Origin of the sequence: Prochlorococcus sp. MIT 0701 (assembly GCF_000760295.1) — a bacterium.
GTDB lineage: Bacteria > Cyanobacteriota > Cyanobacteriia > PCC-6307 > Cyanobiaceae > Prochlorococcus.
The window spans coordinates 39,197-56,675 of record NZ_JNBA01000010.1 but is presented as its reverse complement, the minus strand read 5'-3'; the positions used below and the strand labels follow the sequence as shown (position 1 = coordinate 56,675).

The following is a 17,479-nucleotide window of genomic DNA, read 5'->3' as shown; positions in this document are numbered from 1 at the left end:
CGCCGATGAAATCAAATCATGGCGAATCAAAAAGCATCCAGAGTTCCGCCCAGAAACGAATCCGCAGTCTTCATGGTCAAGCCCATCGAGCCCGCCAGGGTTGGCGACCCTGGATGCTCTTTCTAGTTTGCTCCCTTTTCTATTTCTACGAGTTCTTCGCACGAGTCGCACCGGGCGTCCTTCAGCCCGAATTGATGCGGGTCACCGGCTCGAGCCAGGGAGAGTTTGGCCTCGCCATGGGAATGTATTTTCTCGCATACGCTCCCTCACAGCTTCTTGTAGGCCGCCTTCTCGATCGCTTCGGAGTCCGTGCCGTCGTTGCCCCAGCGGCAGTTGTCGTAGCACTGGGTTGTCTACTCTTTGCCAGCACCAACGATGTGGTGGTGATGGGACTAGGGCGATTGATGCAGGGGTTGGGCAGTTCAGTTGCTTATCTCGGCGTCATCTATCTCGCCATGGTCTGGTTCCCGCCACAACGTCATGGGATGGTCCCGGGTTTAACCGTAGCAATGGGCACTCTGGGCGCATCTTTCGCTCAATACCCTCTTCTGATTCTGGCGAAGTCATGGGGTTGGCGCGTCCCTTTGCTGGTTTGTACAGGGGCGGGTCTGATCATCGCGCTCATGCTGTGGAAACTCCTACCCAAGCGCCCCAATTGGTTCGTGGAGTTGATGCGAGAAGACGGGTTTGATCCAAAGAGTCCGCAGCCACTCGCGAGTCTGCTTAAGGAAATCATGCGCGACCGGAATCTCTGGTGTCTTTCTCTCGCCGCAGCCGGTTTATATCTCCCGATCTCAGTGATTGGCGATCTTTGGGGTGTGAACTTCTTGCACATCGACTCAGGATTGTCGACAGGGCAGTCGAGTTTGCTAACCACTCTCATCTTCATTGGTTTCGCTGCCGGAGGAATTGCAACCGGGCACTTATCCGATCGTTTGAAGCGCCGCAAGATTCTTTTCGTCACTGGAGCAATCTTGTCGTCCTTGATCGCCGTTGCGATTGCCTTTGCGAACTCAGCCCCGCTTTGGTGGACCGCGGTGTTGATGATCGCGCTCGGATTGACAACAGGTGCCCAGGTGCTCGCTTTCGTGATGACGGCCGACGTGGCCAAACGTCATAACCGTGCAGTCAAACTAGCTTTCGTGAACTTCGTTGTCATGGTGCTGCCAGTATTCATTCAGCCCGCTGTTGGCTTCCTTACTCAAATAGGGGTTGCTAAGGGCTTGGTCCCCTCCCCGGCCCAGGAGCTCCAAGGCTATGGTCTCGTGGTGGTCCTGATGCTCATATCAACAGGGTTCTCCCTCTGCGTGAAAGATACGAGACCGCGCAAAGAGAAATTTGTCATGGCCCACTAACCAACCAGAACTCTCCTGATCAAGCCACCCGCTCTGTAGCAGGATTGAGTTCTGCCTCAACTGCAGCCGCATCTAACAGATCCTCTGCCTCACACACAGGGAAGCGATTGATCGCTTTCAGTGCCAAACGTGCATTACGACGCAACTGATCACTGATCGCCTCGCAGTAAGGCACCTGTGCGAGTAGATCCACCGTGCGGCGGAGGATCCGCACGACATCGCCCTCATCCAGTGAGGTATTTGCAATCAGATCACTCCAGGCGGCACCACGCGCCCAAGCATCGACCAAACCCATCAGCTCAGGCTCCCACCAAGCGGGAACAACAACTTGGCAGCGCTCCTGTGCCCGCAAGAGCTCTCGGCGAATACCTGCTAGATCATGGAGGGCCTCCTCCGCACTCGCAGGTGGTGGATAGCCACTCCAAAGATCAGGGCGATTGACCTCCGTGCTGATCGCCTCGAACACCGCCGCCAGGTCGGCAGGGTGCAAGTCATCCAAATGACCACTCATTAATGAAAGACCCAGCCAAAGTTCGTTGTCGCCCCGCATCGCCGCCACAGTGCGACCAATCTCCGTGGGATCCAAATCATCAAGACAACCAAAGTGCTGCAGGATCTCGATCAAACTCAAAAAGGTCTCCCAATGACGGTTGGCCCGCTGGTGCAGCAACTGCTGACGTTCGCAGATCTCAAGCTCCAGCTCCTCCATACGACGGCGATGTTTCTTGAGCTGTTTGCGATCCCCCCAACGATGCGCCGGTTGCTGCTCTAACTCTTCCTCAAGGCCACGAACCAACTGCGCCTGGGCCAACACCTCACCTGCCAAGTCGTATTGGGGAGTCGTCATGTCGTGACGCTTGGCAATATGGGCAACAGCAAGAGCAAGCCTTCCACTTTGCTGATCACCATGGCGAAGTTCGCCAGAGCGCTGCAGATCCGGCTCAATCATTTCAGTCACTTGCAAGCAGCTCAATTCCGCATGCAAACTGACAACCGCCTGACAGGGCAGCAGTAGCCAAACGTTCTCATCGGTTAGGCAAAGCAGAAGCGGAAACTGACCTGGGCCCTCAAGCTTGTCGACGATCACAGCTGGAGTGACACGTCCCCGCAGCTGGGGAGCCTTCAGGCTCACCAAGGTGCCAACACTGGCAAACTGCAAAGCCAAGGTGAGCTCATTGGCCAAGGTCTCCTCAGCCTGTTGCTGCAGAATCCGCAACAAACGCCGCTCCTCACGCAATCGACTGCGTCGCTTTTCATAATCCTCAAAGTCTTGCCAGGGAACATCACCAGCAACTCCCTGCAGTTGCCCCAGCTGTAGCCGCAGTTGTTCGAGCGATTCCTCCTCGTACACCAAGTCCAGGCTGGCTAAATAGCGACCAAAACTGCGTTCTACAAGTTCCCTTGCCTTCTTGAGGTCATGGCGTTGCAACAAGTTCAGCACCATGCCGTAGCTAGGAGTGAACTGACTCACAAGAGGATCTGCTGGGCTGGTGGCCAGCTGGCCTGCCTCACGCACGCCCTCGAAACGACTTTGCACTGTGACCACATAACCCTGAGAATCCAACCCGCGCCGGCCGGCACGGCCTGCCATCTGCAAAAATTCACTGCCCATCAGTGGTCGGTGACCACGCTCAGTGCGCTTCGACAAAGCTGAAATCACAGTGCTACGTGCCGGCATGTTGATCCCTGCCGCAAGCGTTTCAGTGGCAAACACCACCTTCACAAGCCCCTGCTGAAACAACTCCTCGATCAGTTCCTTCCACGCAGGCAGCACACCAGCATGATGAGCAGCAATGCCCCGCAGCAGGGCATCAGCATGGATGCCATCACGAACAGCCTCTGGATTGGTCTCGCTATAGGTTCGAAGACGCTGGCGAATCTGCTCTTGCTGGGTCGGTGAGACCAGACACTGGCAGCCAAGATCCTTAACGGATTTATCACAGCCACGACGGCTGAAGATGAAATAAATCGCCGGCAACATTTCGCGCTCCGCCATCTGCGCAATCACAAATCTGATTGGCGGTGGTTCTGGCTGAGGGGGCTTAGGGGAACGCCCCTTGCGCTTGTGCCCCTTAGGAGCACGCCACACCTTGCTGTTGGGATGAAGTCCTGTGCCCGCATCGTTGAGCAAAGGATGCAATCCCTTGGCACTGCAGAAGCTGAACTGCAGTGGTACCGGCCGATAATCGCTGAACACCAACTGTGTAGGGCCATGCACCCTCTCGATCCAGTCGGTGAGCTGTCCAGCATTGGCCACCGTTGCAGAAAGTGCCAGCAATTGCACAGACGCTGGACAGTGAATGATCGACTCTTCCCACACCGTTCCCCGTTGAGAATCATTCATGTAATGGCACTCATCGAGCACCACCGCTTCCACGTCAGCCAACGGATCGTCAGCCTGATCTGCTTCCGCATAAAGCATGTTGCGGAAGATCTCGGTGGTCATCACCACAATCGAGGCCTCACGATTGACGCTCAGATCACCGGTCATCAGCCCCACGTTCTGCGAACCAAACTGTTCACGGAAATCGCGCAACTTCTGATTTGACAGAGCCTTCAGGGGCGTGGTGTAAAACACCTTCTGCCCATGAGCAATCGCCCTATGGATGGCATATTCGCCAACCAATGTCTTACCGGATCCCGTAGGAGCACTCACAACCACAGAATGTCCATGGTTAAGTGCTGCAATTGCCTCAAGCTGAAATTCATCCAGCGGAAAAGGAAAGATCGCTAATGGATCAAGTTCAAGCTTGGCGACGTCGGAAGCAGTCGTGACGTGCGCCACTGAACTCATGGTTTCAATCCTAAAGAGCCCTGCAATCCACTTCTGGCAATCGTTGGCACCAGCCAGCATGCCAACAAGGCAAAATCAAGCCAAAGAAGCCATCCTGAACTGCGCAGGGCTTCCAGACTGGACCCATGCAAAGCCAGCCCCCAGCACGTCGTCGCCAGCTGCGCACCTGGCGTCCAGGGCCAGGGCCAGCTGAGTTAAAAGCAGTGACACCTCAGGGGAAATCAAAACCTCTACTAGACCTGGCCAGCAACGATTACCTAGGCCTATGTAGGCATCCTGAGCTGATCGAAGCCGCCGAAGCAGCCTTGCATTCAGAAGGTGTTGGAGCAGGTGGATCCAGGCTAGTCACTGGTAGCCGGTCAGTGCATGTGGCGCTGGAAGAAGCACTCGCCGACTGGCTAGGTCGCGAGCGGGTCTTGCTTTTTCCAAGTGGCTTCCAAGCAAACCTGGCCGCAGTGATCGCACTGGCCAACCGCAATACCCCAGTACTGGCTGACCGCCTAGTTCACCATTCTCTATTGATGGGTGTCAAAGCCAGTGGCGCCAGGCTGCAGCGTTACGCCCACAATGACCTGGCAGACCTTGAGCGTCGCCTCAAGCTCTGCCGGCATCATCAACCGCATCAACCGCCGCTTGTTCTCACCGAAAGCCTATTCAGCATGGAGGGCACCAGTCCACCGCTGTCAACAATGGCCGAGCTCTGCGAAGTGCATGGTGCCAGGCTGCTCGTGGATGAAGCCCATGCCCTGGGTATCATCGGTCCTCAAGGACGAGGTCTTTGCCATGGGCTCTCTGCACCAGTGGCAATCATCAGCGGCACCTTCGGCAAAGCATTCGGTAGCGGTGGGGCCTTCCTGGCGGGTGATTGCGCCATGGGCGATCACCTTCTGCAAAACAGTGGCGCCTTTCGTTACACCACAGCACTGGCACCGCCCTTAGCGGCGGCAGCCCTCACTGCCCTAAACCTGATCCAATCTCACCCTCAATGGGGTAAGCAACTGCAAGAGCGTGCCGAGCAATGGCGTGGTCAATTGGCAGCTAGAGGATGGGCTCGCCCACTTGGATATGGGCCAATCCTCTCTCTAGTGATCGGTTCCGACCAACAAGCTCTCAATCGCCAAAGTCAACTCGAGGAAGCCGGCCTACTTAGCGTGGCCATCCGTCCCCCCACTGTTCCGGAAGGCACCGCGCGTCTTCGGCTTGTGCTGCGCAGGGATCTACCCGATGAGACATTGGAACGGCTGATGAGCGCCCTTGAAACTGGATGAAAGAGATCATCGCCATGCACGGCTGGTGTGGCGATAGCAACACCTGGCAGCTCTGGGCCCGCCATTTTCAAGCCCATGGCTGGTTGTGGCAAAGCCAAGAACAGGGCTACGCATCACTGCCACCACTTAAACCAAAATGGCATAACAACCCTGAACCACAACCAGAGCAACGACGGGTGGTGATTGGCCATTCTTTAGGTCCACACCTGCTCGCCAGCGAAGTGCTTGCGCAGGCCACCGATCTGGTGCTGCTGGCAAGCTTCGGGGGTTTCTTGCCCAAAGGACCAGCAAACCGTGCCCTACGCACTGGCCTAAAGGGCATGCAAGAGCGCCTCGGCACAGCAGCTGAAAACGCCATGCTCCACACTTTCCTCGCTCGGGCCGCCCAGCCAAGTCCCGTTAGCGCCATACCCGCTGGACCCATCCAGCAAGGCCTCTCCGTAAACGGCCGCAAGCAACTGCAGGCTGATCTCGAATTACTAATCAAAACTGATGGTTTACCAGCAGGACTTCCTGCCCAGGCCAGGGTGCTGGTGGTCGAAGCTGCGCAAGACGCAATCGTGGTTCCCGCTGCACGAATCGCCTTGGTAGAAACCCTGCTTAATCATTTACAAAGCCCCCCTTGCCATTGGATCTTGCCTGAGGCAGGGCATGCCTTGCTGATACCCGAACTCATTGAACGCGTGCACAAGTGGCTGGAGTCAGCCCCTTGAGCAATAGCTGGTCAAAACAAGTGTTGAGCAACTTTGAGCAAGCTGCAACCACTTACAACGGCCAGGCGCAATTACAGCGTGCCGTTGCCTGGAGGCTCGCCAGACAGTGTGCTCGGCAGCCGATTCCAGCAGGGTTCTGGGTAGACCTCGGTTCAGGCACAGGCCTAATGGCAGATGCTCTAGAAGCCTGTAATCCAGACCAAGCCGTCCTCCGCGTGGATGGCTGTCCCGAGATGCTGAAACATCAGCACCAGTCCAGCTCCTCAAAGTTGTGGGATCTCAATTTAGGCCTGCCGTCTTGGCCCACACCACCCAGTTTGTTGGCCTCGAATTTTTCCCTTCACTGGCTGATTAATCCTTTAGAACGACTGAATGAATGGATGGCCGCCTTAGCTCCTCAAGGCTGGCTGGCGTTGGCCTTACCGGTACAAGGAAGTTTCCCCCAGTGGCACCAAGCAGCAGCAACGGCAGGCGTGAGCTGCACCGCTCTGCCATTCCCCTCCCAAGCGTCATTGCTTGAGGTTCTGTCCAGCAATAGCATCCGCCATCAACAGCTACACCAGTTCACCCAAGAGAGTCCTGAAGTTTTTCAGCTCTTGAAACCAATGCGCCAAATTGGTGCCCAGGCCAGCCCTTGCCCAGCCATGGGGGTTGGCAACTGGCGTCATCTCAAACAAGCCTGGCCACGTTGCCAGGACAGTGGAGATGCACAACTCACCTGGCTGATCCAACTGCTTTTAATCCAGCGATGACTGAGGCAAAGACTCCTCTCATCGTCTGCGGCACAGACACCAACGTCGGCAAGACCGTGGTGAGTGCATTACTAGTGCAAGGATTACTTGCCACCTACTGGAAGCCAATACAGAGCGGCCTAGAGGAAGACGGTGGAGACCGCAATAGGGTTTGTCGACTCCTTAATCTTCCCGCCGAACGTTGGCACCCAGAGGTCTATAACTTCCAGGCCGCGGTATCACCCCACTGGGCCGCAGAACAAGAGAACTGCTGCATCAACCCCGATCAACTTGTATTGCCTGCTGTATCTGGTCCTCTGGTAATAGAAACTGCTGGCGGCCTAATGGTGCCACTCAACCGTCAATGGCTACAACTCGATCAACTCGAGCGTTGGCAACTACCGCTAATCCTCGTTGCACGCAGTGGCCTGGGTACCCTCAACCACACCCTGCTCAGCCTTGAAGCATTGCGCTTGCGCAACCTGAAGGTCTTAGGTTTGGTGCTCAATGGTCCACCCCACCCCGACAATCCAAAAACCCTGGAACAATTTGGTGGTGTTCCAGTCATCGCTCAGTTGCCTCACTTACCCAATCTCACGGCAGCAACACTCGCAGAGCAGTGGCATCTGCAAGACCTGAGCCTTACCTTCAAACGGCTATTGCAATCCTGGAGTCAAGTTCAATGAACAAGCGTCAGTCATGGGCCACCGTTGGAGTTGTTCTTCTCTGTGGAGGAATCCTTGTGCTATTCACCGACATTGAAGTTGGCATGGTGCGCTGGGTCAACTGCGGCCCTCTCGCTACAGAGGGGGAACAACAAAGCGAGGTCTGCCGCTAAATCACGCCCCTCTCATCAATGCAACAACCTGCAGCAGGCCAAAAGGATAGATGAATTGAATTCAAACGCAAAACTCTCTGCATCGACAACGACAAGCCTTCCCGAATTCAGCATTCCTTCTTGCTCAGTCAGCACATCTACAAACGTATTGCAGCAGCAATAAAACCAAATCAGCAGAATAGAACAACTACAATGTGAATCAAAATTATCTACAGCCGAACGGCTAAAATGCCTTTCAAGACATCATCAAAAAGAAGCTTGAGGAAAGCCTCGCAATTGCTTAAGACAACTCAAAGCACCACTTTGAAAACAAGGATTTCATCACTTAATTAAAAGCACTGGCAAGCGATATCAAAATCCTCAAACTGCAAATAGTGGTGCAATCGCCAAGCAATACTTCTAGCCAAAGGATTGCAACGAGCCGTTGTGATCAGTTCAGACTGCAACATCACGATCCAAGATGACAACACAACCCCATCGGGTCATGGATTGCTTCGATCCACTCTCCACCCCAAGCGCCAACAACTGGCATCCCCATCTCTGGCCTCCCTTCACCCAGATCGCATCGGCATTACCGCCGCAGCGTGTCATCGCGGCGGATGGGGCGCTATTGATGCTTGATGGGGCACCTCCCCTGATTGATGCAATCAGCAGCTGGTGGGTCACCCTTCATGGCCATGCCAATCCCAGCATCGCCGCCGCCATCGCAACCCAGGCACAGCAACTGGAGCAGGTGATCTTTGCTGACTTCATTCATCCCCAGGCAGAACAACTTGCAGCACGCCTCAGTGCCCTCACAGGCCTTCAACGCCTGTTCTTCTCCGACAACGGCTCTACCGCCGTGGAGGTTGCGCTCAAGATCGCTTGTCAGTGCTGGCACAACCGCGGCGAGCCTCGGCAACAACTCATCGCCTTCAACGGGGCCTACCACGGCGACACGTTCGGGGCGATGGCAGTAGGGGAGCGCAACCTATTCAGTGCCCCATTTGATGAGATGTTGTTTCCAGTGGCACGGGTGCCCTGGCCCGCTACCTGGTGGGGCGATGAAGAGGTTGAAACACGTGAACAGCTTGCTCTAAGTGAACTGGAACGCTGCCTTCAAACCCCAACAGCAGCAGTCATCTTGGAGCCAATAGTCCAAGGGGCAGGCGGCATGGCCATGGTGCGAGCGGAATTCCTACAAGAAGTCGAGCAACGCGTACGTGCGGCGGGAGCCTTGCTGATTGCTGATGAGGTTCTTACTGGTTTCGGACGCTGTGGAGCCCTCTTCGCCTTCAAGCGTGCTGGGCTTGCACCCGATTTGATCGCTTTATCGAAAGGACTCACCGGGGGATTTTTACCCATGGGCGTAACCATGGCCCGCGAAGAGGTGTTTGAGGCCTTCGTAGGCGATGATCCATCTCTCACCCTCTGGCACGGCCATAGCTTCACTGCTAATCCCCTTGGTTGCGCAGCCGCCAACGCCAGCCTCGACCTACTGGAGGCCAACCCAGAAAACTACGAAAACTTTGAGGCTAGGCATCGACCTCATCTCAAAGCCCTAGCTGAACATCCAAAGGTGCAGCAACCAAGACTGATCGGCACCATCGCCGCCTTCGACCTCGCGATAAACGGGAGCCATGGCTACCTCAATCCAGCAGGACGAATCGTCAAGCAACAGGCCATCAACAATGGTGTCTTCCTGCGGCCTCTAGGTCAGGTCGTTTATCTGCTGCCTCCGCTCTGCCTCAATGACGCTCAGCTGAAGCAATGCTATGCAGCCATCCATTCAGGCTTGGAAGCCCTCTGAGTTCAAGCGCTCAACAGAAGCAACACCCTCGTTCTTAAGGGCCTTCCGAAAGAGCCGCCTCCACATCGGAGCGCGGCAGACCATAAGGGAAGCAGCACTGACTGCGCTGACCACCTTGCTCCCAGGCAACCCTCAATTCATCCTGCTCCAGAACGATCTCAGCTGACCATTCAGGCCTGAGCCAAATCCATCGGCAGGGATCCTCACAACTGCGCTCAGCACCTAGCCGCTGCAGCCAACTCTCAAGAGAAACGAGGGAATGGCGATCCAAAGGCGTCTGTTCGGGAGGCAACGACGACATTGATGACACCTGGTGTTGAAATCCTGCCAGCAGTCTGTTCACTGTTGAGCCAACTAGGCCAAACTTGCAGCTCACGTCCATGAGCCCAAGCCACTCCAAAGCCAATCAGCAGGCTGAACAATAAAGTCAGCCCCAGTAGAAGCAGAGAGAACCACTCTCCCCCGGAAAGAGGACGGCGCACGCCAACCCCCTTCGGAGCACTAGAAGACATTGAAGGCAGCGCCTCAGTGCCAACACTGGAGCTCCCAGCCAACAACCCTTCTGCCATCAGGCTCGCGTCATACGCCTGGCGACGCACCGGGTCGGTGAGAAGCTCATAAGCCTCACACAACAACTGAAACTGCTTGGCAGCCTGTTCAGCGGGGAGTGGTGCCGTATCGGGATGAAGAACCTTACTGCGACGGCGGAAGGCTAGATGAATGGTGTCAACATCTGCAGAGCGCGCAACTCCCAGGCGCTCGTAATGGCTCTTCACAAGAGTCAAAACCAGAAGTTGATCAGCAACTCGCAGACCATCATCACCTCTCCCCTTGCACAATTCCATCCTAGAGAGAACTATGTTCTGATTGCCCATGTCAAATCAGGCCTGCTTTAGCAACCCAGGCCCGGAGCTCTGGAATGCCCTTGGATGGCATCCATCCAGTGAGCAACTGGAGCAAATGATCGCTCTACAAGCCCTGCTTCGCCAATGGAATGCCCGGGTCAACCTCACCCGCCTGGTCGAAGGTGGTGACTACTGGATCATGCAGGTGTTCGACAGCCTCTGGCCTCTGCAAAGCGAATTGCAGAACGCCCAACAACCTCGTCGTTGCATCGATATCGGCAGTGGCGGTGGCTTTCCCGGTCTGGCCCTAGCCATCGCACTACCCGGCGCAAGCGTCACCTTGGTGGATTCGGTAGGGCGCAAGACAGCTGCCCTAAATGCAATGGCGGCAACGCTAGGGCTAACGTCGCGCGTCACGGTACGTAGCGAACGGGCAGAACTCACCGGGCAGGATCAGTGCTGCCGTGGCTTGTTTGATCTCGCGATGGCTCGCGCAGTGAGCACAGCACCGGTTGTCGCCGAATACCTCGTCCCCCTTCTCAAGCCAGATGGTGAAGCCCTGCTATTTCGTGGCCATTGGAGCCCCAACGATGCAAAGGATCTCGCTAAGGCTCTCAAATTGCTACAAGCCAATCTGATCAAGATGGAGCGTCGCGAACTTCCTGACAATCGCGGGGTGCGTCACCAATTACGCCTGCGCGCAACGCTCCCTTGCCCAGCGACCTTCCCACGGCCAGTCGGTATACCTGCCAAGAACCCGCTCGGGTCTTAAACACTGGTCAGTCGCTGCTGAGGATGACCACCAAGACGGTTGCGCAACCTGCGGAGCAAACCTGGGATCTGATCACACCAGGGGCTGTTCACCAACACCTCCCTGAGGGCCGCCTCACTCACATCTGCATCCAGTGCTTCGGCATTCGCTCCAGGGAACCAGTGGCTGCCATTGCCAAGTAAACCGTAGCGGGCTTTTGCATAACCCTCCATTCCCCAAGCCTCTACCAGATTATGAAGCCAAAGCAGGATCGGAAGATTGATCTGGCCTGGAGACTCCTGCCAGGGCGGCAGGCCCCTCTGCCAACTGGTCAACCAAGCCTCACCTAAAGCCAACTGTGCCGCATCAACGAGTCGCTGCTGGACTGGTGGCAGCAACTCAGCGGCACTCTGCAAGAGATCCACCGCCTGGAGATGCCGATCGAGATCACTGGGTCGCGCGGCACCAACACTGATCGTATGAACCCTTGGGTCTTGCAAGCAGAACAGATCGTTGAACACAATTGGATGAAGTGGAGCACAGAGTTCCAGAAGTTGAGACGAGGGAGTATGCAGATGGCCACCCTTATCTGTCGGGCTAATGATGAAAACGCCTAAGTCATGACGAGCAGCTGCATCCAGTGCAGGATCATTGTCTTGATAAATGAAATACCAGTGCAGATTCACATAATCAAAGGCATCCGTCTCGATCGCCTGCACGATTAAGTCGGTAGGGCCATGAGTGGAAAAACCCACATGGCCGATGCGTCCATCACCCTGCCAACGACGCAACACATCCATGCAACCTCCTGGTCGCAAGGTCTGCTCCAGATGCTCCGAAAGATTGAGGCCATGGATGGCAACTAGATCCAATCGTTCACATCCCAACCGTTCAAAGCTGAGTGCCAGCTCCGCCTCAAAGACTTTGGGATCCTCACGAGGAGGGACTTTGCTCTGCAACAGCCGCTGTGGATCCAAGACATCACGCAGCGCCCATCCCAACTGCCGCTCAGAGCTGCCGTAATGGCGCGCCGTCTCCACATGATGGAAGCCACAGGCCACGGCTCGCTCCAAAATGTCCTGCAGAAGTTTCTGCGACTCAGAGGTAATCACCTCCGCCTCCAAATCTGTCCAGCTCTGCTGAAAGCGCATCCCCCCTAAAGACAACACAGGCATGGATAAACCGGTGCGGCCAAAGCGGCGGCAAGGCAGAAAGCTCTGCTCCAAAGACGCCTTCATTAACTCTTAGGAGCCATGATTGCGCCGCTTCCGAGAAGTCCTTTGAAACCCGAGAGGAAGCAATTCAAGAGCTGCCAATTGAGCTCGCAATTCATCTAGCTGCTCAAACTGCACCCATTTGATGCAATTCACCGGGCAGGTAGCAATGGCTTCCTGAATGCGTTCCGTACTATCCCCGTCCTGCCGGATGGCCCGCGAGCGACCCATTGTTGGCTCGATAACAAAGGTGTTAGTAGCCACATGAGCGCAGTACCGACAACCAATGCAGACAGCCTCATCAACCCAGACAGCCTTTTCACGCAATTGGCCACCAAGCAGCGGCTCTGATCCATTCGCCCGCTCATCAAGCTGGGCGGAAACTTGAAAAGCTGCCGATGGATCAATCAATGGTCAAGGTTGGATGTCAGGAATCCCAGCGAGTTACCACCAGTTCGATAGCGCCGTCATCAGTATTGCGCTGCTCTGCCACCTCAAAGCCTTCCTGCGCTGTTGATGCCAACACGGTATTAAGGGCATAGCGCTGTGTGAGCTGAGCAAGAAAACGTTCCACCGGAACAGATTGCCGCCAGAGATCGAGGTCCGTCACCAATTCATAGGCCCCTGTAGCCGAATTCAAACGGAAGCCAATATCACCACCTTCAGGCATGATCACAGCCAATTCAGCTGTGACTGTTTGTCCGCGATAGCCGCGAACAGAACGCTCCCCTTCTTGGGGGACATAACCAAGATCCTTGAGCGCCTGTACCAGGGGCTCTCGTTTGCGCAGGTGTGTCTTAACGGTGCTGAAGTGAGACATCAAAGAAGCTCGGCTGGAATGGACTGGGACTGGGACTGGTCCTGAGGACGAAGAAACGCCTCGGCGGTAGGTGTGCTTTGTTCAACGACACCTAGGGATTCTTCAATCCGCTCGGTGAGGTGCTGGCAGGCTTCGCCGACAACTCCCTCAACACTCTCTTCAACACGTCCGTCTTGACGGATCCGAAATCGCACAGTGTGTTGAGGCATCCACTTCATCGGAAGGGACTCGAATGCTATCGGCCATGGGCGATAGCTGACGTGTTGATTTTCAAAAGATCCATGAAACCAATCACCTCAAGAGAGCCTTCAGGTCAAGCGTCCTTCATCTAAAAGAGTTTGAAGCCGCTGAATCACCTCAGAGTTTTCCAACTGCTCAAGAGCGATGCGAGCCTCATCACGTACCGAGAGCTCTGCATCGTTGAGCAAAGAATCAACAAAAGCCTCCACCAACTCCTGCCGACGAGGTTCAACCAACGTGTCGTAAAGACGTCCGAGGGCCCAGATGCAGTTACTTCGCACAACAGGCTCACCATCGATCTGCAAACTAATCAGTAATTGACTTGCAGCGATATCGGCATTGGCAGGAGAGGTGCCACCGGCTTCCGCCAATGAGCCGGTGGCCCATAGCCGTACCGCAGCAACATCATTTTGAAGAACATGAATGAGGGGGTTGAGGACGCGGGCATCGGCATAATTCCCCAGGCTCCAGGCGGTTGCCTTACGTACATAGGCATTGCAGTCAGCCTGTAGCAACTGCAAAAGGGGCTCTAAAGCTGGCGGGGAAGGATTTCGACCTAACGCATAAACAGCACTCATCCGTTCCACTGGACAAGGCTCCTTCAACAAGGGCAAAAGCAAGGCCACTGCCCTGGGATCCCTATGTTCACAAAACACCCTTAGCCCCTGCAGACGCTCCTCATGGCCCAGCTTCAGCCAGTTAAGACCTGCGTCGCACACATGCGCCACGTCTGAATCATCAGGATTGATCTCGTCAAGCGGATCAACGTACTGTTCAGCCGCCAACTCCTTGGCCAAGACATCAGGATCAATGGCCAGGCTGGCCATACCTTCTTCCCTTAACTGTCCGGAGGCATCACTCATGACCTTGATCGTAGAGGCATTAGGCCAACTGATCTCAACCGATTGGAGCCGGCGCGAGCATGTCCCCGGGCAACCAGATACGAGCAGTTACTGCCACAAGAGCCACCCCAAACAAAGCCACAATCAGGGCCGGCAACACGGTGGAACGTAAGAAATCCAAGGTTTATCAACACTTTCTCTCATTCTGCCGCCCAAGCCAAGACCTTGTAGATCATGCGATGCCCATCCGACTGCGCAACCAACCACGGGTTAAAGGCAGCACACAGGCCACAGCGACCACCAGACCGATCCAACCTCCTAGCTGCTGATGTAGCAGGAACGCGCCAGTGCCGAGCAGAACGCCAAACAGCAGACCGACACTAAGAAGGAAGCGCAAGCACAAACTCACGAGGGAGTCCACCGGAGTTATATCCAAGCGTTGACGCAAGCGACTCCAGCCTGGGCCTGGTGGCTGCACCTGATGCACAAAGCGCTCGAGCACTTTCGGCGATTCAGGCGGAGTGACCAGCATCACAACAACCCAGACCACAGCAGTAATCGCTGTGGTGATCATCAACCTGGTGCCGTAATCAGGGATTGTCAACAAAGGCACCACGGATGTACAAAGGCCCACCACAAAACCACAAACCATCGCCGCCAATTCGGCAGCAGCATTGATCCGCCACCAGAACCAACGCAGCACAAGCACCACTCCGGGCCCGGTACCGATAGCAATCACCAGACGAAACACTGTGCCGATGCTGTCGCTAATTAATGCGGTGATCACCCCGAGAACAAGCAGCAAAACACTGGTGAATTGACCGACCAGCAACAGCTCTCTCTGATCAGCATCCGGCCTTATAAAACGCTGGTAAAGGTCGTGGGTGAGATAGCTAGCACCCCAGTTCACTGCGGTACTAACCGTACTCATGAAAGCCGCCACCAGAGAGACCACCACAAGACCAAGCACCACCGGTGGCAGGTAGGTCACAGCCAAGGTTGGGTAACTGAGTTCCCAGTCGGCCTGAGCTGGCAAGAGCACTAAAGCGGCAAGAGCAACCAAAACCCACAACCAACTCCTCACCAGATAGTTGACCACCAGAAACACCCAGCCAGCCAATTGAGCCTGACGCTCGTCCCGAGTGGCCAACATTCGCTGAATGAACTCACCACCACCGTCACTGCGACGAAAACTCCACCATTGGACAGTGAGATAAGACAGGAATGTGGCCACACTGATCTCAGCGCCACCAATCCAATCAAAGCCATCACCATTCCATTCCCAGGGCACAATCGCCAGCAGTTCAGGTCGCTCTAACCCCCTCAGTTGATCGAGCATGGCGTCCATCCCTCCGGCTGCATGAACGGCGGCCCACGCCACCGCCATCGCTCCCAAAAGAGCCAACAGCAACTGCACGAAATCGGTGATGACGACAGCCCAAAGGCCCCCAGCAACGGTGTAAATAAGCACCATCACAGCTACGACTGCCAACAGCACAACAGTGTCAGAGGTGCCGCCAAGCGCTCCCACAGGGCTGCCAGACACTATGCCCAGGGCTTCTACCACCTTGCGCATGGCCAGGAAGGCATAGCCGATACCGATGCAATTCACCGGTAGTGCGAGCAAAAATGCTTTAATCCCACGGAGCCAGGCGGCAGGCGCTCCGCCATAACGCAGCTCGGTGAATGCAGCATCGGTCAGCACCCCACTCCTTCGCCAGAGCGGAGCAAAGACAACTGCCATAGCAACATGCGCCAGGCCGAAGCTCCACCATTCCCAATTGCCGGCCAATCCGCGTGTGCCAACCAGACCGGCTACATAGAGAGGGGTATCAATCGAAAATGTCGTTGCGGCCATCGACGCCCCAGCCAACCAGCCACTGAGTCGACGTCCAGCAACAAAGTAATCATCCTCACTTCGATTGCGACGAGACAACCAAAGCCCCAGCACGAGAGTGCTGGCGAGATAACCAGCGAGGATCATCCAATCAATGGCAGCCATATCGCTAAGCGGTTGATCGCAGTCTCACTCAACTAGTCCATTTCAGCCTATGGCTGCGTGCTGACGGCGGAGCTGGCCACAGGCGGCATTCTGATCGAGCCCTCGACTTGCACGCAAACTCACTGCCACCCCACGCTGCTCCAATACACGCCGAAAGACCTCAATCGTCTCTGGATTAGGACGTTGAAAACCCTCATCGTCGATGGGGTTGTAGGCAATCAGATTCACATGACTCTGGAAGCCCCTAAGCCGATCCGCTAGTTCTTCTGCATGCTGAGGCTGATCATTAAGTGCTCCAAGCAGGATGTACTCAAAAGTCACCCGTCGGCCAGTTACTGCCAAATAATGGCGACAGTCTTGAAGAAGAGTCTCGAATGGATAAGCGCGAGCGGTAGGAATCAAACGTTCGCGCAACTCTTGATTGGGAGCATGCAGACTCACAGCCAGGGTGAACTGGGCGCGACCAAGACGTTTCATAGCCAGTTCTGCCAGCTGGGGCAAAGTATGGGGGACACCCACAGTGCTCACAGTGATACGGCGCTGAGCAATGCCTAGATCAATATTCAGGCAACGAATCGACGCCAAGACCGCTTCAATGTTGAGTAAAGGCTCACCCATACCCATGAAGACAACGTGGGAAGGACGGCGATCCATCGCCTCGCGGATGCTCAACACCTGATCAACAATCTCGTGTGTGGCCAGCGATCGTTGCAGCCCTCCCTTACCGCTAGCGCAGAAGCGACAAGCCATTGGACAGCCCACCTGACTGGATAGGCAAACTGTGAGACGTTGCTGGGTGGGGATGCCTACACTCTCAATGGTTTCGCCATCAACCGTTGCCAGCAGCAACTTGGTCGTGTCATCCACCGCAACAGCCCGGTTCACCTCCGACAACCGCCCAATCGTGATGCCTCGCTGTTGCAAAGAGTTGCGCCATGCCTTTGGCAACACGGTGATCGCCTCAAAACTTCTGGCCCCCTTGGCATAGAGCCAGTCATGCAACTGACGGCCTCGGAAGGCTGGCTGGCCTTCTGCAACAGCCCAGCCCTCTAGTTCACTAGCACTACAACCCAGTAACGCCTGATTGCCCCCAAGCAGATGGGTAGAACTCACCAGATCAACAAACCATGACCGAGTGCTGCCTCCAAGACCATTAAGGCAATAAAGCCAAGCATCGCCATACGTCCATTGAGCTTCTCGGTATGGCTGTGAAAGCCGTAGCGAGGCTTTCGCCGTTGCGGAATGATGGTGGGCTCAAGCATGGATGAAGGCCTCAA

Annotated in this window: 20 protein-coding genes; 8 read left to right on the top strand and 12 right to left on the bottom strand. The window is 55.5% G+C overall.

Annotated elements, in window-relative coordinates; translation table 11 throughout:
- Positions 1-5: 5 nt before the first annotated feature.
- Positions 6-1,355 carry an MFS transporter gene (locus tag EV12_RS02155; protein ID WP_241466486.1) on the top strand — a complete coding sequence of 450 codons (1,350 nt, stop codon included), beginning with the start codon at positions 6-8 and terminating at the stop codon, positions 1,353-1,355.
- 19 nt (positions 1,356-1,374) lie between these two features.
- Here EV12_RS02155 and EV12_RS02150 read toward each other — a convergent pair whose 3' ends face one another.
- Positions 1,375-4,149 carry a DEAD/DEAH box helicase gene (locus EV12_RS02150; RefSeq protein WP_036911379.1) on the bottom strand — a complete coding sequence of 925 codons (2,775 nt, stop codon included), beginning with the start codon at positions 4,147-4,149 and terminating at the stop codon, positions 1,375-1,377.
- 125 nt (positions 4,150-4,274) lie between these two features.
- Between EV12_RS02150 and EV12_RS02145 the strand changes: the two genes are divergently transcribed.
- The 6 genes from EV12_RS02145 (at position 4,275) to bioA (ending at position 9,488) form a co-directional block, all read left to right on the top strand.
- Entirely contained in the window at positions 4,275-5,417 is a 1,143-nt protein-coding gene (locus EV12_RS02145; RefSeq protein WP_036911377.1) for an aminotransferase class I/II-fold pyridoxal phosphate-dependent enzyme, read from the top strand.
- Positions 5,414-6,130 carry an alpha/beta hydrolase gene (locus EV12_RS02140; protein ID WP_036911375.1) on the top strand — a complete coding sequence of 239 codons (717 nt, stop codon included), beginning with the start codon at positions 5,414-5,416 and terminating at the stop codon, positions 6,128-6,130. The genes EV12_RS02145 and EV12_RS02140 overlap by 4 nt, the downstream gene beginning before the upstream one ends.
- Positions 6,127-6,882, top strand: a complete 756-nt coding sequence (locus EV12_RS02135; protein ID WP_036911441.1) for a methyltransferase domain-containing protein — start codon at positions 6,127-6,129, stop codon at positions 6,880-6,882. Before EV12_RS02140 ends, EV12_RS02135 begins: the two co-directional genes overlap by 4 nt.
- Positions 6,879-7,547: a dethiobiotin synthase gene (gene bioD / locus EV12_RS02130; RefSeq protein ID WP_036911373.1), complete on the top strand. Its 669-nt coding sequence runs from the start codon at positions 6,879-6,881 to the stop codon at positions 7,545-7,547. Before EV12_RS02135 ends, bioD begins: the two co-directional genes overlap by 4 nt.
- Entirely contained in the window at positions 7,544-7,699 is a 156-nt protein-coding gene (locus EV12_RS13920) for a hypothetical protein (RefSeq protein ID WP_011825131.1), read from the top strand. Before bioD ends, EV12_RS13920 begins: the two co-directional genes overlap by 4 nt.
- A 460-nt stretch (positions 7,700-8,159) precedes the next feature.
- Positions 8,160-9,488 (top strand): adenosylmethionine--8-amino-7-oxononanoate transaminase, encoded by a 1,329-nt coding sequence (gene bioA, locus EV12_RS02125; protein ID WP_036911371.1) that lies wholly within the window; start codon positions 8,160-8,162, stop codon positions 9,486-9,488.
- A gap of 34 nt (positions 9,489-9,522) precedes the next feature.
- Here bioA and EV12_RS02120 read toward each other — a convergent pair whose 3' ends face one another.
- Both EV12_RS02120 and EV12_RS02115 read right to left on the bottom strand, forming a co-directional pair.
- The gene (locus tag EV12_RS02120) at positions 9,523-9,789 is read right to left on the bottom strand and encodes a DUF3143 domain-containing protein (protein WP_052039449.1); all 267 of its coding nucleotides are present in this window, start codon (positions 9,787-9,789) and stop codon (positions 9,523-9,525) included.
- On the bottom strand, positions 9,731-10,363 hold the full coding sequence (locus tag EV12_RS02115; RefSeq protein ID WP_036911367.1) for a J domain-containing protein: 633 nt from the start codon (positions 10,361-10,363) through the stop codon (positions 9,731-9,733). Before EV12_RS02115 ends, EV12_RS02120 begins: the two co-directional genes overlap by 59 nt.
- On the opposite strand from EV12_RS02115, the gene rsmG reads away from it, so the two are divergent.
- Positions 10,362-11,105: a 16S rRNA (guanine(527)-N(7))-methyltransferase RsmG gene (gene rsmG / locus EV12_RS02110; protein WP_036911366.1), complete on the top strand. Its 744-nt coding sequence runs from the start codon at positions 10,362-10,364 to the stop codon at positions 11,103-11,105. The genes EV12_RS02115 and rsmG overlap by 2 nt on opposite strands.
- Here the strand turns inward: rsmG and EV12_RS02105 are convergent.
- The 9 genes from EV12_RS02105 to EV12_RS02070 all read right to left on the bottom strand — a co-directional run bounded on the left by EV12_RS02105 (position 11,102) and on the right by EV12_RS02070 (position 17,464).
- The gene (locus tag EV12_RS02105) at positions 11,102-12,322 is read right to left on the bottom strand and encodes an aldo/keto reductase (protein ID WP_036911364.1); all 1,221 of its coding nucleotides are present in this window, start codon (positions 12,320-12,322) and stop codon (positions 11,102-11,104) included. The two genes, rsmG and EV12_RS02105, sit on opposite strands and share 4 nt — an antisense overlap.
- 6 nt (positions 12,323-12,328) lie before the next feature.
- Positions 12,329-12,709 carry a ferredoxin gene (locus EV12_RS02100; RefSeq protein WP_011130866.1) on the bottom strand — a complete coding sequence of 127 codons (381 nt, stop codon included), beginning with the start codon at positions 12,707-12,709 and terminating at the stop codon, positions 12,329-12,331.
- A gap of 16 nt (positions 12,710-12,725) precedes the next feature.
- Positions 12,726-13,118, bottom strand: coding sequence for a DUF1257 domain-containing protein (locus EV12_RS02095; protein ID WP_036911361.1), 393 nt, complete (start codon positions 13,116-13,118; stop codon positions 12,726-12,728).
- Entirely contained in the window at positions 13,118-13,327 is a 210-nt protein-coding gene (locus EV12_RS02090; protein ID WP_036911439.1) for a DUF2997 domain-containing protein, read from the bottom strand. The genes EV12_RS02095 and EV12_RS02090 overlap by 1 nt, the downstream gene beginning before the upstream one ends.
- A gap of 99 nt (positions 13,328-13,426) precedes the next feature.
- Positions 13,427-14,221 carry a HEAT repeat domain-containing protein gene (locus EV12_RS02085; RefSeq protein WP_036911359.1) on the bottom strand — a complete coding sequence of 265 codons (795 nt, stop codon included), beginning with the start codon at positions 14,219-14,221 and terminating at the stop codon, positions 13,427-13,429.
- A 34-nt stretch (positions 14,222-14,255) separates the two neighbouring features.
- Complete coding sequence (locus EV12_RS14750) at positions 14,256-14,381, bottom strand: hypothetical protein (RefSeq protein WP_011825119.1); 126 nt, start codon at positions 14,379-14,381, stop codon at positions 14,256-14,258.
- A 51-nt stretch (positions 14,382-14,432) separates the two neighbouring features.
- Positions 14,433-16,202, bottom strand: a complete 1,770-nt coding sequence (locus EV12_RS02080; protein WP_036911357.1) for a sodium:solute symporter family protein — start codon at positions 16,200-16,202, stop codon at positions 14,433-14,435.
- A 42-nt stretch (positions 16,203-16,244) separates the two neighbouring features.
- Positions 16,245-17,315: a 23S rRNA (adenine(2503)-C(2))-methyltransferase RlmN gene (rlmN, locus tag EV12_RS02075; RefSeq protein ID WP_036911354.1), complete on the bottom strand. Its 1,071-nt coding sequence runs from the start codon at positions 17,313-17,315 to the stop codon at positions 16,245-16,247.
- Positions 17,312-17,464: a high light inducible protein gene (locus EV12_RS02070; protein WP_036911353.1), complete on the bottom strand. Its 153-nt coding sequence runs from the start codon at positions 17,462-17,464 to the stop codon at positions 17,312-17,314. Before EV12_RS02070 ends, rlmN begins: the two co-directional genes overlap by 4 nt.
- Positions 17,465-17,479: the final 15 nt, after the last annotated feature.

Coding starts and splice junctions, on each gene's coding strand:
- EV12_RS02070 (WP_036911353.1), bottom strand. CDS start 17,464: ATGCTTGAGCCCACCATCATTCCGCAACGGCGAAAGCCTCGCTACGGC.
- EV12_RS02095 (WP_036911361.1), bottom strand. CDS start 13,118: ATGTCTCACTTCAGCACCGTTAAGACACACCTGCGCAAACGAGAGCCC.
- EV12_RS02105 (WP_036911364.1), bottom strand. CDS start 12,322: ATGAAGGCGTCTTTGGAGCAGAGCTTTCTGCCTTGCCGCCGCTTTGGC.
- EV12_RS02120 (WP_052039449.1), bottom strand. CDS start 9,789: ATGTCGTCGTTGCCTCCCGAACAGACGCCTTTGGATCGCCATTCCCTC.
- EV12_RS02150 (WP_036911379.1), bottom strand. CDS start 4,149: ATGAGTTCAGTGGCGCACGTCACGACTGCTTCCGACGTCGCCAAGCTT.
- bioA (WP_036911371.1), top strand. CDS start 8,160: ATGACAACACAACCCCATCGGGTCATGGATTGCTTCGATCCACTCTCC.
- rsmG (WP_036911366.1), top strand. CDS start 10,362: ATGTCAAATCAGGCCTGCTTTAGCAACCCAGGCCCGGAGCTCTGGAAT.
- bioD (WP_036911373.1), top strand. CDS start 6,879: ATGACTGAGGCAAAGACTCCTCTCATCGTCTGCGGCACAGACACCAAC.
- EV12_RS02140 (WP_036911375.1), top strand. CDS start 5,414: ATGAAAGAGATCATCGCCATGCACGGCTGGTGTGGCGATAGCAACACC.
- EV12_RS02080 (WP_036911357.1), bottom strand. CDS start 16,202: ATGGCTGCCATTGATTGGATGATCCTCGCTGGTTATCTCGCCAGCACT.
- EV12_RS02115 (WP_036911367.1), bottom strand. CDS start 10,363: ATGGGCAATCAGAACATAGTTCTCTCTAGGATGGAATTGTGCAAGGGG.
- EV12_RS02085 (WP_036911359.1), bottom strand. CDS start 14,221: ATGAGTGATGCCTCCGGACAGTTAAGGGAAGAAGGTATGGCCAGCCTG.
- EV12_RS02090 (WP_036911439.1), bottom strand. CDS start 13,327: ATGCCTCAACACACTGTGCGATTTCGGATCCGTCAAGACGGACGTGTT.
- EV12_RS02155 (WP_241466486.1), top strand. CDS start 6: ATGAAATCAAATCATGGCGAATCAAAAAGCATCCAGAGTTCCGCCCAG.
- EV12_RS02145 (WP_036911377.1), top strand. CDS start 4,275: ATGCAAAGCCAGCCCCCAGCACGTCGTCGCCAGCTGCGCACCTGGCGT.
- EV12_RS13920 (WP_011825131.1), top strand. CDS start 7,544: ATGAACAAGCGTCAGTCATGGGCCACCGTTGGAGTTGTTCTTCTCTGT.